This window comes from Pseudoalteromonas sp. SWN166, assembly GCF_015864485.1.
GTDB lineage: Bacteria > Pseudomonadota > Gammaproteobacteria > Enterobacterales > Alteromonadaceae > Pseudoalteromonas.
In genome coordinates this window covers 29,407-44,628 of sequence record NZ_JADYXB010000003.1, presented here as the reverse complement: position 1 = coordinate 44,628, position 15,222 = coordinate 29,407, and the positions used below count along the sequence as shown (strand labels likewise).

At 40.6% G+C, this 15,222-nt stretch carries 12 protein-coding genes; all 12 read left to right on the top strand.

The window, feature by feature from the left end; all coding sequences use genetic code 11:
* Window positions 1–6: 6 nt before the first annotated feature.
* The 12 genes from infB (at window position 7) to I6F49_RS02495 (ending at window position 15,216) form a co-directional block, all read left to right on the top strand.
* Window positions 7–2,667: a translation initiation factor IF-2 gene (infB, locus tag I6F49_RS02550; RefSeq protein WP_197178208.1), complete on the top strand. Its 2,661-nt coding sequence runs from the start codon at window positions 7–9 to the stop codon at window positions 2,665–2,667.
* A gap of 158 nt (window positions 2,668–2,825) precedes the next feature.
* Window positions 2,826–3,311 (top strand): 30S ribosome-binding factor RbfA, encoded by a 486-nt coding sequence (gene rbfA, locus I6F49_RS02545; protein ID WP_197178207.1) that lies wholly within the window; start codon window positions 2,826–2,828, stop codon window positions 3,309–3,311.
* A complete protein-coding gene (gene truB, locus I6F49_RS02540) occupies window positions 3,295–4,254 on the top strand; it encodes a tRNA pseudouridine(55) synthase TruB (protein ID WP_197178206.1) in 960 nt (319 codons plus the stop codon). The genes rbfA and truB overlap by 17 nt, the downstream gene beginning before the upstream one ends.
* 153 nt (window positions 4,255–4,407) lie before the next feature.
* Window positions 4,408–4,677 carry a 30S ribosomal protein S15 gene (rpsO, locus tag I6F49_RS02535; protein ID WP_002958490.1) on the top strand — a complete coding sequence of 90 codons (270 nt, stop codon included), beginning with the start codon at window positions 4,408–4,410 and terminating at the stop codon, window positions 4,675–4,677.
* Between the two features lie 554 nt (window positions 4,678–5,231).
* Window positions 5,232–7,358, top strand: coding sequence for a polyribonucleotide nucleotidyltransferase (gene pnp, locus I6F49_RS02530; protein WP_121954717.1), 2,127 nt, complete (start codon window positions 5,232–5,234; stop codon window positions 7,356–7,358).
* A 141-nt stretch (window positions 7,359–7,499) separates the two neighbouring features.
* Window positions 7,500–8,378 carry a lipoprotein NlpI gene (gene nlpI, locus I6F49_RS02525; RefSeq protein ID WP_197178205.1) on the top strand — a complete coding sequence of 293 codons (879 nt, stop codon included), beginning with the start codon at window positions 7,500–7,502 and terminating at the stop codon, window positions 8,376–8,378.
* Entirely contained in the window at window positions 8,365–9,540 is a 1,176-nt protein-coding gene (locus I6F49_RS02520) for a hypothetical protein (protein WP_197178204.1), read from the top strand. The genes nlpI and I6F49_RS02520 overlap by 14 nt, the downstream gene beginning before the upstream one ends.
* 217 nt (window positions 9,541–9,757) lie before the next feature.
* Window positions 9,758–12,550, top strand: a complete 2,793-nt coding sequence (locus I6F49_RS02515) for a monovalent cation/H+ antiporter subunit A (RefSeq protein WP_197178203.1) — start codon at window positions 9,758–9,760, stop codon at window positions 12,548–12,550.
* A complete protein-coding gene (locus I6F49_RS02510; RefSeq protein ID WP_149594532.1) occupies window positions 12,550–12,903 on the top strand; it encodes a Na+/H+ antiporter subunit C in 354 nt (117 codons plus the stop codon). Before I6F49_RS02515 ends, I6F49_RS02510 begins: the two co-directional genes overlap by 1 nt.
* Window positions 12,900–14,417: a monovalent cation/H+ antiporter subunit D gene (locus I6F49_RS02505; RefSeq protein WP_197178202.1), complete on the top strand. Its 1,518-nt coding sequence runs from the start codon at window positions 12,900–12,902 to the stop codon at window positions 14,415–14,417. Before I6F49_RS02510 ends, I6F49_RS02505 begins: the two co-directional genes overlap by 4 nt.
* A complete protein-coding gene (locus I6F49_RS02500) occupies window positions 14,417–14,953 on the top strand; it encodes a Na+/H+ antiporter subunit E (RefSeq protein WP_197178201.1) in 537 nt (178 codons plus the stop codon). Before I6F49_RS02505 ends, I6F49_RS02500 begins: the two co-directional genes overlap by 1 nt.
* Entirely contained in the window at window positions 14,947–15,216 is a 270-nt protein-coding gene (locus I6F49_RS02495; protein ID WP_007378493.1) for a K+/H+ antiporter subunit F, read from the top strand. Before I6F49_RS02500 ends, I6F49_RS02495 begins: the two co-directional genes overlap by 7 nt.
* The last annotated feature ends 6 nt before the right edge of the window (window positions 15,217–15,222 follow it).

The window sequence follows — 15,222 nt, the reverse complement described above, 5'->3', positions numbered from 1 at the left end:
CACACTATGGCAGAAGTAAATGTTGAAAAACTAGCCGGCGATATAGGTACGACTGTTGATAAATTGCTACAGCAGTTTTCACAAGCAGGTATCACTAAGCAAGCAACTGATAATGTAACAGAAGCTGAAAAAGCAACGTTACTTGATCATTTAAGTAAGCATCATGGCGGTACAGGTTCAGATGGCCCTGCGCGCATGACTTTACAACGTAAGAGCAAAAGCACGCTAAGTGTGACTGGCTCTACGGGTAAAGCAAAAGATGTTCAAGTTGAAGTTCGCAAAACACGTACTTACGTGAAGAAAAGCGCAATGGAACAAGAGCAAGAGCAAGCTCGCTTAGCTGCTGAAGAAAAAGTGCGCCTTGAAGAGCAGCAAAAAGCTGACCAAGAAGCCGCAGAATTAAAAGCGAAACAAGAGGCAGAACGCAAAGCGAAAGAAGACGCTGACCGTAAAGCCAAAGAAGAAGCTAAACGCAAAGCTGATGCAGAGCGTAAAGCGAAACAAAAGCAGATGACCCCAGAGCAAAGTGCTAAGTCTGAGAAAGATCGCATAGAAGCTGAGCGTCTGCAAAAAGAAGCAGAAGAGGCCGCATTGAAGAAAGCTGAAGAAGAAGCGAAACGTCAAGCAGAAGAAGCAAGAAAGCTAGCTGAAGAGAACTCAGCACGCTGGAAGAAAGAAGAAGAAGAACGTAAGAAACGCGAAGAAACAGCGGATCACCATCTTACGACTTCTACTTATGCACGTGAAGCAGAAGATGTTGCCGATGCTCGTGATGAGCAAGGTACACGCCGTGCTAAGAAAAAGAAAAAAGCGCCAGCAAAAGATAAATTTGCAGCGTCAAGAGGCCGTAACAAGTCTAAGCTAAAAGCGCCAGCATCATTACAACATGGTTTCCAAAAACCAACTGTTGATGTTAAAAATGAAGTGCGTATTAGCGAAACAATTACAGTAGCCGAGCTTGCATCACGCATGGCCGTTAAAGGCGCTGAAGTTGTTAAAACAATGATGAAAATGGGTGACATGGTTACTATTAACCAAGTGATTGACCAAGAAGCTGCACAACTAGTTGCAGAAGAAATGGGTCACAAAGTTATCATTGTTAAAGAAAACGAATTAGAGCAAACAGTACTTAATGACCGCCATGAAGATGGTAAGTCAGAGCCTCGTGCTCCAGTAGTAACAGTAATGGGTCACGTTGACCATGGTAAAACATCAACGCTAGATTACATTCGTTCTGCGAAGGTTGCTTCTGGCGAAGCCGGTGGTATTACACAGCATATTGGTGCATACCATGTTGATGTAAACGGCAATATGATTACGTTCTTAGATACTCCAGGACATGCTGCATTTACATCAATGCGTGCTCGTGGTGCTAAAGCGACTGATATCGTAATCCTAGTGGTTGCAGCAGATGATGGCGTTATGCCACAAACTAAAGAAGCGGTACAGCATGCACGTGCAGCTGGCGTTCCTTTAATCATTGCTGTAAACAAAATGGATAAAGAAGGCGCAGATCCAGATCGCGTTAAAAACGAACTTGCTGTACTAGACGTTATTCCAGAAGAATGGGGCGGCGATACGCAGTACGTTCATATCTCAGCTAAAACTGGCTTAGGTATTGACGACCTTCTTGAAGCAGTATTGAACCAATCTGAGCTTCTAGAGCTTTCTGCACCGACTGAAGGTATGGCGGCTGGTGTTGTTATTGAATCTCGTCTTGATAAAGGCCGTGGTCCAGTAGCATCAGTACTTGTTCAATCTGGTACGCTTAACCAAGGTGACATTGTATTATGTGGTCTTGAGTACGGCCGTGTTCGTGCAATGCGCGATGAAAACGGTAAAGACATTAAGTCTGCTGGTCCATCTATTCCAGTTGAGATTTTAGGTCTTTCTGGTATTCCAGCTGCGGGCGACGAAGCGACTGTAGTTAAAGATGAACGTAAAGCGCGTGAAGTTGCTTTATACCGCCAAGGTAAGTTCCGCGATGTTAAACTAGCACGTCAGCAAAAAGCTAAGCTTGAAAACATGTTTACTAACATGACTGAAGGCGATGTTTCTGAAGTTAACGTGGTACTTAAAGCTGACGTTCAAGGTTCTATCGAAGCAATCTCTGATTCACTAACTAAACTTTCTACTGATGAAGTAAAAGTGAAGATTGTTGGTTCAGGTGTTGGTGGTATTACCGAAACTGATGCAACACTAGCTGCAGCGTCTAACGCAATTGTAGTTGGCTTTAACGTTCGTGCGGATGCTTCAGCTCGTAAAGTTATCGAGACTGAGAACTTAGACCTACGTTACTACAGCGTAATCTACAGCTTGATTGATGAAGTTAAACAAGCAATGTCAGGTATGCTAGCGCCAGAGTTTAAACAAGAAATCATTGGTCTTGCTCAAGTACGTGACGTATTCAAGTCTCCAAAAATTGGCGCAATCGCTGGTTGTATGGTTACTGAAGGTGTTATTAAACGTAGCGCTCCAATCCGTGTACTACGTGAAAACGTGGTTATCTATGAAGGTGAACTTGAGTCACTTCGTCGCTTTAAAGACGATGTTGCTGATGTTCGTAACGGCATGGAATGTGGTATCGGCGTTAAGAACTACAATGACGTACGTGTTGGTGACCAAATCGAAGTATTTGAAACAGTTGAAGTACAACGTACTCTATAATTGTTACTAGGGTGTATTGAACGCTTAAGGTTAACGCCCGAACGTTCTACACGCTCTACGCTAAGATTTTAAATGGGGGCTTAGCCCCCATTTGCATATCCATTATTTAGTTAACTTATTATTAAAATTCAATAAGTTATTATTTTAGGACAAGTATAATGAGAGAATTTTCTCGCACTGATCGTGTTGCACAGCAAATTCAGAAAGAAATAGCTGTAATTTTGCAACGCGAAATTAAAGATCCACGCTTAGGTATGGTGACAGTGTCAGCGGTAGAAGTATCGCGCGATTTATCTTATGCCAAAATTTTCATCACGGTGTTTAACACACAAGATGAAGACGCAGCAAAGCAAAGCGCAAAAGTACTTAATGAAGCAACGGGCTATATTCGCTCGTTACTTGGTAAGCGTATTCGTGCACGTATAATGCCTGAGTTAAAGTTTGTAGTTGATAACTCATTAATGGAAGGTATGCGTATTTCTAACTTAGTGGATTCTATTATCCGCGAAGATAACGCAAAGCATGTTGATGAAGACGTAGAAAGTGTTGATGCTGCTGATGTTTTAGATAGCGAAGAAGGTACTGAGCACGTAGACGATACAGATAGCGAAGAAGGCACTGATATAGATGGCAAAGCGCACTAAAGGCCGTGCAGTTGACGGTATTTTGTTGTTAAACAAACCTGAAGGCATTTCATCAAATAAAGCATTACAGCAAGCAAAGAGTGTTTATTTTGCGCAAAAAGCTGGGCATACAGGTGCTTTAGATCCACTTGCTACAGGTATGCTACCAATTTGTTTTGGTGAAGCGACTAAGTTTACTCAGTTTTTACTCGATACAGATAAAACCTATATCGTTCGAGCACAGCTGGGTGAACGTACAACAACATCAGATTCTGATGGCGAAATTGTTAGCACTAAAGAAGTGAACGTAACGCGCGAACAGCTAACAAAAGAAATTGCTGCTTTTGTTGGTGAGTCTGATCAATATCCGTCAATGTACTCGGCACTTAAGTACCAAGGTAGACCGTTATATAAATATGCGCGCGAAGGTATTGAAGTGCCTCGTAAATGCAGAAAAATAAACGTGTTTAGCTTATCGTTTGATGAATTTGATGAACAAAGTAACGTATTACAAATGACGGCCCATGTATCTAAAGGGACCTACATTCGTACAATCGTTGATGATTTAGGCGAAAACCTAGGCTGTGGCGCACACGTTATTATGCTTCACAGAACCGCTGTTGGTCAGTATCCGGCAGATAAAATGGTCTCGCTTGATGAGATTGAAGCGCTGCTTGCTAAAGCGAAAGAAGAAGAGCTCGCGCCTTCAACTTATTTAGACTCGCTATTGCTACCAATTGATACTGCTTTAACTGATTTACCCGTTGTTGAAATTACAAAAGAACAAGGGGGAATTTTTAGTCACGGGCAAGCTGTAGAATTACCAATCACTTTACCTGATGGGGCTATTAAAGTAGTTGCAGATGGTGTGTTTATTGGTACTGGTGAGCGTAACTCAAACGGTCATTTAAAGGTTAAACGCGGTCTTGCTAGTCAGCAAGACGATTACGTAAAGCCTGAATAAGCAACTAATGTGCCTAGTAGTGGCTTATTAGTTGTAGATGGGGATAATTAACTTGTAGTTATTCCCACAGTTGGTAGAATACGCCCGCTTAATCGTTTTGGCTGAATTAGTGATCGGCTAAGACACCTTTTAAATTTAATTTTTGGAGTTACTATGTCACTAAGCAATCAAGAAAAAATCGATATCATTGCTAAATTTGCACGTGCAGAAGGCGATACAGGTTCATCAGAAGTACAAGTAGCATTACTTACTTATGATATCAACAAGCTTCAAGGTCACTTTGCTGATCACAAGCATGACTTCCACTCACGTCGTGGTCTGCTTCGTAAAGTAAGCACTCGCCGTAAACTACTTGATTACCTTAAAGGTAAAGACATCACTAGTTATACTGCGTTAATCAAAGAACTTGGCCTACGTCGCTAAGAACTAGATTATAGAAAAAGGAGCTTTTTAGCTCCTTTTTTTGTGCCTGAAATTTGTGTTTTTAAATTAAGAAAATTCTTAAACCTATTGAATTGCAATTTAATACCAACCTGCATAAATCTTTGATCAATTTAACGAATTAAATTGCACTACAACGTTGTTAAAAATTTTTTATTTAGAACAACTAGATACAAAAATTTTTGCCTAGTTCTAGCGTAATTTCCTTAACGTTAAATAGACCCCATACATAAGCAGATTGGTATAACCCCCATTTCATAGCCTACCAGTAGCTGTTGTATTTATCCGCTAATTAGCCCCGCTTAAATCTAGTGGCTAGGTTGAACAAATTTCAATCCACAAAGATCAACACACCCTAGACTCGCATTTTGAAGCAGCTTTGGTATATACTATGCGCGTAGGTAAAAAGGTTTATCTATGCTTATTCACATCATTGCCAATTGTAGTACTTAATTGATTTCCAACTGAATACAATTATGTACTGTAATTGGTACTTTGATGACAACTTATTAGAATACATTTAAGGAATATTTTAAGTGCAAGCAATTATTAAAGAATTCAAACTAGGTCAACATACAGTGACTCTAGAAACTGGTGCAATCGCTCGTCAAGCTGACGGCGCTGTACTTGCAAGCATTGGCGACACTTCAGTTTTAGTAACTGTTGTTGGTAAGCGTGAAGCACAACCTGGCCAAGACTTTTTCCCACTAACAGTTAACTACCAAGAGCGTATGTACGCTGCTGGTCGTATCCCAGGTGGTTTCTTAAAGCGTGAAGGTCGTCCTAACGATGGCGAAACACTTATTGCACGTCTTATTGACCGTCCAATTCGTCCACTTTTCCCAAGCGGTTTTGTAAACGAAGTACAAGTTATTGCTACTGTTGTTTCTGTTAACCCTGAAATCCAACCTGATATGGTTGCGATGATCGGTACTTCAGCAGCACTTGCTATCTCTGGTATCCCGTTCAGTGGTCCAATTGGTGCATCTCGCGTTGGTTACATCAACGGCGAATACGTACTTAACCCTACATTAAAAGAGCTTGAAGAAAGCCAACTTGATTTAGTGGTAGCTGGTACTGATAAAGCTGTACTTATGGTTGAATCAGAAGCTAACGTACTTGCAGAAGACGTAATGCTTGGCGCTGTTGTATATGGTCATGAGCAATCTCAAGCGATCATCACTGCAATTGAAGAATTTAAAGCAGAAGCAGGCAAGCCTACTTGGGATTGGACTGCACCAGCTAAAAACGTAGCACTTGAAGATAAAGTAGCAGCAATTGCTGCTGATAAAGTAGGCGCAGCTTACTTAATTACTGATAAAGTAGCGCGTAAAGAAGCACTTGGCGTAGCTAAAGATGAAGTTGTTACAGTATTAACAGCTGAACTTGCTGAAGGCGAGTCTTTAGATAAGCAAGAAATTGGTAAAATCTTCGGTTCACTTGAGAAGAAAATCGTTCGTGGCCGTATCGCTTCTGGCGAAAAACGTATCGATGGTCGTGAACCAGATATGATTCGTGCACTAGACGTAATGACTGGCGTATTACCGCGTACTCACGGTTCTGCTATCTTTACTCGTGGCGAAACTCAAGCGTTAGTAACAGCTACACTTGGTACAGAACGTGATTCACAGTTAATCGACGATTTAACGGGTACTCATAAAAACCACTTTATGCTTAACTACAACTTCCCTCCATTCTGTGTAGGTGAAACTGGTTTTGTTGGTTCTCCTAAGCGTCGTGAAATCGGCCATGGTAACCTTGCTAAACGTGGTATTGCTGCTGTAATGCCAACACTGACTGAATTCCCATATTCAATCCGTGTAGTATCTGAAATTACTGAATCAAACGGTTCATCTTCAATGGCTTCTGTGTGTGGTACTTCACTTGCACTTATGAATGCTGGCGTTCCAATTAAAGCGTCTGTTGCGGGTATCGCGATGGGTCTAGTTAAAGAAGACGATAAATTCGTTGTTCTTTCTGACATCTTAGGTGATGAAGATCACTTAGGTGACATGGACTTTAAAGTTGCGGGTACTGCTGCTGGTATTACTGCACTTCAAATGGATATCAAAATCGAAGGTATCACTCAAGAAATCATGCAAATTGCGCTTAAACAAGCAAAAGCTGCACGTTTACATATCTTAGAAGTGATGGACGAAGCGATTTCAGCTCCTTCTGAAGAGCTATCAATGTTTGCTCCTCGTATCTACACAATGAAGATCCCACAGAAGAAAATCGCTGAAGTTATCGGTAAAGGTGGCGCAACTATTCGTCAGCTTACTGAAGAAACAGGTACAACGATTGAAATCGGTGATGACGGTACAATTAAGATTGCCGCTACAGATGGCGAAAGTGCAGCTAATGCAATTAGCCGTATTGAGCAATTAACAGCTGAGCTTGAAGTAGGTACCATCTACGAAGGTAAAGTTGTACGTATCGTAGATTTTGGTGCGTTTGTAAACATTCTTCCTGGTAAAGATGGTCTAGTACATATTTCTCAAATTAGTACTGAGCGCGTTAACAACGTTGCAGATCACCTTTCTGAAGGTCAAGAAGTTAAAGTTAAAGTACTAGAAGTAGATCGCCAAGGCCGTGTACGTCTAAGTATTAAAGAAGCAATGGAATCAGCAGCACCTGCAGCTGACGCGCCAACTGACGCGTAATTGCTAACTTATTAATCTAGTTATATTAGCTAGATAGTAAAAAAGGGGCTGTTTAGCCCCTTTTTTTATGCTTTAATGAAACCTTATTAGACAAGGTCTGTCTTATATTAATCGCGATATATCTTGGTATTAAGGATTTTAATGATACTCAAACATTTAGCTTTGGCATCTTTTGCTATTTTGTCTTTAAGCGCTTGTCAAACTACAACAGAATCAGAACCAACCCCGATTGTTAATGTGCCTTTTATAGCACCGTTAGCTTCTGACTTTAGAAGTGAAATTGCTATTGCTCGTTACTCTGAATTATTAAACAGAGCCGACTTGAGCGAAGAACAACAAGCTAAGCTTTATTACGACCGAGGTGTACTTTTTGATAGCCTAGGTATGACTACTCTTTCGCGTATTGATTTTAATCGTGCAGTAAAACTCAAACCTGACTTAGCCGAAGTGTATAATTTTTTAGGTATTCAACACACGCTAATGCAGCAGTTCGAAAAAGCCTATGAGTTTTTTGATTCAGCACTAGAGCTTGATGAAGAGCATGAATATGCTTATTTAAATAGAGGTATAGCCCTTTATTACGGTGATAGACCAAGCCTTGCTAAAAACGACTTTGATGAATTTTTAGCGCGCTCTCCAAATGATCCATACCGCGTTTTATGGGTTTATTTAGCAAGTGCACAAGAAGATAAAGTAGCAGCAATTGAGTCACTTAAAACGAATGCAACGGCACTTGATGAATCGCAATGGGCGTATCAGTTAATCTCTCTTTATACGGGCGATATGACTGAGCATGCGTTTTTATCAGGCATTAGTGATGGTGTTAGAACTGAGCAAGAATATGCGCAGCGTTTATGTGAAGCTTATTTTTACTTAGCTAAAATGCATCAAGCAGCGGGTGAGCTTTATTTAGCATCCGATTATTTTAGGCTTGCGCTTGCGACTAACGTGCACGAGTTTATTGAATACAAATATGCGCGTTTAGAACTTGAGTTGATGGAAGGTGTTGACGCAAGTTAAGCGTTTTAAATTAGTAGGTGTATTACTTTGTTGTTTGTTAATTACAGGCTCGAGTAATCATCTTGGCGCTATTGGCTTTTGGCATGTTTTAAATGCAAAAGCCAATGTGCTACAAAGTTACTGGAATTCACCCGTTTATTTCTCAGCTCATTTAGAGCAGTTACCAAATACCTCTTTAGCTGTACTCGCTCGCAATCAAATTTCTTCAGCACAATATATGTATTCTCTTAGGCTTATTAAAAAAGATCAGAGTGATACTGCAAAACAATTTTGGCTCTCTGGTATAAATGAGTTAACAATTTCAGAGCGTAAAATATTAGCAGCAAAGTTGTTTGAACAATCACGTTGGAGCGATCTAAAACTACTCGCTAGTAAAAATAAATTACCAGCAGGGGATGTGCTAAACCATCTGAAACTTCAATTAAAAGCACCTCAGAGTAAAATATCTACCGCGTTTATTCATGATCTTGGTTTTTCATCTTTAAAAAATATAAGTAAGCCTAATACGCAATGTATGTTCAACGTGTTGGCAATGAGCGACCATCGTAGTGGCTTATATAAACTTACTGAGTTTATTAATGCTTATAACAAACAACCAGAGCCTCGCGAAAATATTTTTTGCTTTTCAAAACCAGTTTACGTAGCGGGTACACTTGAGTGCAAAAGTAATGTTAATCAGGTAGCAAAATGTGATTGGCAATCATCTAAACTCAATGATCAGCTACCGGAAGGTTTTGATTTTATAGTGATGATGCCCAAGCAGGGAACGGCTAATGTTACTAAGGGAACAATGTTAATAAACTCAAAAGCAAATTACAGTGTATTTTTGCATGAGCTAATGCACTTTAACGGTTTTGAAGATGAATATGCATTGCCTAAAACTAAACAAGCATGGCTGTGTGCACAAAGTGGTTTTGTTGCACCTAACTTATTTGTTTCCCATGGTGAGTCGCCGCCAGCCGGTTGGTATAGAGCAAAGAGTTGTCAGCTAGGTGGTATTGCTTATAAGCCTAGTGAAAAGTGGTCTATTATGCAGTATCAGCAGCTAGGGCTCTCGGTGCAGTATAGGAAGCTTTGGTTGAAGCATTTAGATATGACCAATGGTAATCCTTATCGCCATCCCAGCGCGCTTATATTTGCAAATAAGGCTACACTAAATTAAGTGTTATCAGTATTAATTAATTGTTCTTATGAGCTAAATAAAATGTTTGAAGTTGTATGAAAATCAGCCATGTGGAGTCGCTTTTTATAGACAAAATCAGTGTTTTTCAGTATAACTATAGTCATTAATGTCGTTTAAAAACAGGCAGTAAAAGCATCCCCTAGTTACCAAAATAGGGATGCCCTGATAAACTTATAATTATAAAAGGCCCTACACTATGACTTTGCTCTGGATACCCCTGTTATCCTTAATTGGCAGTGTTATTTCTGCATGCACCGGTAAGTTATCTCGTAATCAAAGCGCAGGCCTAACGGCTGTTGCTCCTTTGATTGCTTTGGGTATTACTTTATACCATGCACCTGCAGTTTTAGCGGGCGAAACCATTCGTTACTCTTTATCATGGATCCCGTCATTAGGGCTCGATTTATCCTTGCGCTTAGATGGCCTCAGTTTATTGTTTATGTTTATGATTTTAGGCATAGGCTTGCTTGTCATCCTCTACACGCGTTACTACCTCAGTGCTAACGACTCAATGGCTAAGTTATATAGTTATTTAATGTTGTTTATGACCGCAATGCTCGGCATCGTTATGTCTAACAACGTTATTCAACTTTGGTTGTTTTGGGAATTAACTAGCATCAGCTCATTTTTATTAATTAGTTTTTGGTGGCATAAGTCAGAAGCACGCAAGGGCGCGCGTATGGCTCTGGCGGTTACCGGGGCAGGCGGCTTAGCATTACTTGCAGGCTTGATGCTCCTAGGTGATATTGTTGGTAGTTACGACTTAGATGTAATTTTAGCAAGCAAAGCAATAATTCAATCTCACGATTTATACGAACTTGCCTTGGTACTTGTATTACTCGGTGCGTTTACAAAGTCAGCACAATTTCCGTTCCACTTTTGGCTACCACATGCAATGGCAGCACCTACGCCAGTGAGTGCGTATTTACACTCTGCGACTATGGTAAAAGCCGGTATATTTTTATTAGCGCGCTTTTATCCTGCACTAGCAGGCACCGATACGTGGTTTATTCTTGTTGGATTAACGGGTTTAGCTACATTGTTGTTTGGTGCTTATATAGCCTTATTTAAACACGATTTAAAAGGGCTGCTAGCCTATTCAACAATAAGTCACTTAGGTTTAATAACGCTATTATTAGGGCTTGATACTGAGCTTGCGACTGTTGCCGCTATTTTTCATATAATTAACCATGCAACCTTTAAAGCGTCGCTATTTATGGCTGTGGGTATTATTGACCATGAAACAGGCACCCGAGACATGCGCAAACTTAACGGTATGTGGCGATTTTTACCTTATACGGCCACACTTGCAATGGTCGCGGCTGCATCAATGGCAGGTGTGCCTTTACTTAACGGCTTTTTATCTAAAGAAATGTTTTTTGCAGAAACATTACATCAGCAAGTGCTGGGCTCTATGTCATGGTTAATACCGGTATTAGCTACGATTGCGGGTGCATTTTCGGTCGCGTATTCTGCGCGCTTTATCCATGATGTATTTTTTAATGGCGACCCAATTGATTTACCGCGTACTCCTCATGAACCTCCGCGTTACATGCGTGTACCGATAGAAATCCTCGTTGTAATTTGTTTGCTTGTGGGTATGTTCCCGCACTTTATTGTCGGCGGTATTTTATCTGCAGCATCTTCAGCTGTATTAGGCAAAGCAATGCCCGATTATGTAGTGGCTTTATGGCATGGCTTTAACTTACCGCTACTGATGAGTGCCATGGCTGTGGCAGGCGGTTTGTTTATTTATATTAATCGTCGATATTTATTTCAGTTCCAAGCTTCGTTACCGCCACTCAATGCTAAAAAAACCTTTGAGCGCGCTGTTTTATCGATGGTCGCGTGGTGCCAATCAAGAATCAGTCACATTGAAAATGGCTCTCTACAACGTTACTTAGTTATTATGTTAGGCGTTGTATTACTGTGTGCAGGTTGGCCATTATTTGAAATGCGAGAACTGGCAGGTACTATGCCGCGCACACCGGTAGATGTTCACAATGCAATTGGCGCAGGTTTATTAATAATAGGTGCAATAGCTACCGTTATTTGGCATCGTTCGCGAGTCGTCGCGCTACTAATGATTTCAATAGTGGGGTTAATGGTATCGGTGGCGTTTACACGTTTTTCGGCCCCTGATTTAGCCCTTACTCAGTTAACAGTAGAAGTTGCTACCGTTATTTTACTTATGTTGGCACTATTCTTTTTGCCGCAACACACCCCAAAAGAGTCAAGCTCATTACGTATATTGCGCGACTTAGGCATTGCCTCAACATTAGGTGTTGTTATTGCAAGTATTTGCTATGCATTGCTTACTCGCCCGCTTGATTCAATTTCTGACTTCTTTATTGCTAACGCTAAAACAGGCGGTGGTGGTACCAATGTGGTTAACGTTATTTTGGTTGATTTTAGAGGCTTTGATACGCTTGGAGAAATTACCGTTTTAGGTATTGCTGCACTGGGTATATTTAAAGTACTTTCGAGAATCCCACTATTTATGCCAGCCAGTGATGGAGAGGGCAGACCTTGGGCACGAGAGCGCCATCCTATTTTGTTAGCCAGTATTTCACACAGCTTATTACCACTTGCATTGTTGGTATCGGCTTATATTTTCTTACGTGGGCACAACCTTCCGGGCGGTGGCTTTATAGCAGGCTTGGTGACGTCTATTGCCTTTATTTTACAATATATGGCACATGGTTCGGCGTGGATCAGCGAACGTTTTGGTGTTAACTATCGAAAAATTATTGCGTCAGGTATTGGTATCGCACTATTTACTGGGGTAGGAAGTTGGTTCTTTGATAAGCCATTTTTAACCACATGGTTTGATTATTTTGATATTCCATTTATAGGTAAAACAGAGCTTGCCAGCGCCATTGTATTTGACCTAGGTGTTTACCTAACCGTGGTAGGTGCTACGTTAATGATTTTAGCAAGTTTAGGTAATATGACAGCAGATACCCAGAAAAAAGAGGTAAATATTTAATGGAATTATTGTACGCATCTTGCGTTGGAGTATTGGTCAGTTGCGGTATATTTTTACTGCTAAGAGCTCGTACGTTTCCTGTTGTACTTGGGCTTACTATGATTTCATACGCTGTTAACTTATTTTTGTTTTCAGCGGGTCGTCTTACTATAAATAAAGCGGTGGTATTGGGTACTGGTACAGATTATGCCGATCCTTTGCCACAAGCCTTAGTACTTACTGCAATAGTGATTGGCTTTGCAATGACCGCCTTTGTGGTTATTTTAGCAATACGTGGGCGCGCCGATTTAGGCAGTGACCATGTTGACGGCCATTTAGTAAAAAGTGCAGCTGAAAGTAAGGAGCAAAAATGATTCAACATTTAGCTTCTCTCCCTATTTTACTGCCTATGCTAGCAGCCGTTATTTTACTGCTACCACCATGTGGAAAAAGTTTACATATTCGTCGTATTGCGTCGTCCATTATGGCAATTATCACATTTGCTATTAGCTTACTTCTTTTAATACACGTACATAATACGGGTATTAACGTTTATGCCATCGGTAACTGGTCAGCACCATTTGGTATTGTGCTTGTAGCCGACATGCTTTCTACGCTTTTGGTTGCACTTACATCGTTACTTGGCCTAGGTGTTATTTTATATAGCTGTGCTGGTGATGATGCTAAGGGGAACTTTTTTCACCCACTTGTTCACTTTTTAGTGTTAGGCGTTAACGGCGCTTTTTTGACCGGTGATTTATTTAACGTATTTGTATTTTTTGAAGTATTACTTATAGCGTCTTATTCATTACTTATGCATGCGGGCGATAAACAAAATACACGCGCGGCGCTGCAATATGTAATATTAAACTTAGTTGGTTCAAGCGTATTTTTAATTGGCTTGGGTATTTTATACGGTGTACTTGGTACATTAAATATTGCAGATATGGCTCAAAAAGTCTCATTACTAACAGGTGACGACGTATATTTAGCTAAAGCAGGTGGTTTATTACTGTTAGTTGTATTTGCACTTAAGAGCGCACTATTACCACTGCACTTATGGTTGCCAAATACTTATGCAAGCGCAAAACCTGTTGTCGCTGCGCTGTTTGCAATTATGACTAAGGTAGGCGTTTATGCCATGTTACGTGTATATACCGTAATATTTGGTGAGCAAGCGGGTTTGCTTGAGCACATGGCCCAGCCTTGGTTATGGGGCTTAGCAATTGCGACCATTATTGTAGGCGCTATCGGCGTTGTGGCAGCGCAAGACTTACGTAAGCTCACCGCAAATTTGGTTGTAGTATCGGTAGGAACTTTGGTTGCTCTTGTCGCACTACAAAACATAAATGCAACAGCTGCGCTTTTATACTATTTAGTACATTCAACGCTTGTATGTGCGGCGCTCTTTTTATTGGCCGATTTAATTGCAACTCAGCGAGGTAAAGCTGCCGACAGACTCGTTGGCGGACGCATGGTTAATCAGCCATTCCTGTTGGGAGGATGTTTTATTATTGCTGCGTTAACCGTAGCTGGCATGCCGCCTTTATCGGGTTTTATAGGCAAAATATGGATTCTTAAAACCACTTTAAATAGTGAGCAAGCCCAGTTGTTTTGGCCTGTTTATTTAATTATGAGCTTTGTATTACTCATTGCGCTTTCGCGCGCGGGTACTAGCTTGTTTTGGGAACGTAAAGACAGAAAAAATGAAAATTCAGATGGAGTAAATGCGCATCCACTGCAAGTAATAGTCATTATTGGATTACTGGCTTGCTCGCCATTATTAGTTATTTTCGGCGGTCCAATAAGCGAATACATGCTTGATGCAGCTACGCAACTGCACGATATAAGCGGTGGTATTAACGCTGTAATTAGAGGAGGTGCGTAATGAGATTACAAGCCCGTTATCGTTGGTTACCTACACCGTTTAGAAGTGTATTTTTATTTGTAATATGGCTGTTACTAAATAATAGCGTATCAGCAGGGCATTTAGTGCTGGCAACTTTTTTTGCCATATTTATACCGCTACTAAGTTTTTCGCTACGCGACCCTCAGCCACTTATTTTAAAGCCTGGCTTAGCATTCAAACAGTTAATTATAGTGCTTTACGATATTGTTGTGGCTAATTTACAAGTTGCTTTATTAATAATGGGGCCTGCAAAAAAGTTACGACCTGCATTTGTAAAAGTCCCTATAGATTTAATGCATGATATGCCAATTACAATACTCGCTAGCTGTGTATCATTAACACCTGGTACGGTTAGCGCCGAGGTTTACCCTATTCCAGAATCACTCGCGGAAGGGGAGGAACCAACTCAACGCTATTTATTGATACATGTGCTCGATTTAAAAGATGAAGAAGCACTTATTAAGCAAATAAAGCAACGCTACGAAGCTCCACTAAAGGAGATATTTCAATGTTAGACACTGTATTACTCATTGTTTTTTCGATGATTGGATTATCGCTATTACTTAATTTATGGCGACTTATTATTGGCCCATCAGTGCCAGATCGTGTTTTAGCGCTCGATACAATGTACATAAATGTAATCGCCTTGATTATTTTGTACAGCATTAGTATGGACACTGGGCTTTATTTTGAAGCAGCACTGCTTATTGCTATGCTAGGTTTTATAAGTACAGTTGCAGTATGTAAGTATTTACTGCGCGGCGATATAATTGAATAAGGTGAA

Coding starts and splice junctions, on each gene's coding strand:
- I6F49_RS02515 (WP_197178203.1), top strand. CDS start 9,758: ATGACTTTGCTCTGGATACCCCTGTTATCCTTAATTGGCAGTGTTATT.
- I6F49_RS02500 (WP_197178201.1), top strand. CDS start 14,417: ATGAGATTACAAGCCCGTTATCGTTGGTTACCTACACCGTTTAGAAGT.
- infB (WP_197178208.1), top strand. CDS start 7: ATGGCAGAAGTAAATGTTGAAAAACTAGCCGGCGATATAGGTACGACT.
- I6F49_RS02510 (WP_149594532.1), top strand. CDS start 12,550: ATGGAATTATTGTACGCATCTTGCGTTGGAGTATTGGTCAGTTGCGGT.
- I6F49_RS02505 (WP_197178202.1), top strand. CDS start 12,900: ATGATTCAACATTTAGCTTCTCTCCCTATTTTACTGCCTATGCTAGCA.
- I6F49_RS02495 (WP_007378493.1), top strand. CDS start 14,947: ATGTTAGACACTGTATTACTCATTGTTTTTTCGATGATTGGATTATCG.
- rbfA (WP_197178207.1), top strand. CDS start 2,826: ATGAGAGAATTTTCTCGCACTGATCGTGTTGCACAGCAAATTCAGAAA.
- truB (WP_197178206.1), top strand. CDS start 3,295: ATGGCAAAGCGCACTAAAGGCCGTGCAGTTGACGGTATTTTGTTGTTA.
- rpsO (WP_002958490.1), top strand. CDS start 4,408: ATGTCACTAAGCAATCAAGAAAAAATCGATATCATTGCTAAATTTGCA.
- nlpI (WP_197178205.1), top strand. CDS start 7,500: ATGATACTCAAACATTTAGCTTTGGCATCTTTTGCTATTTTGTCTTTA.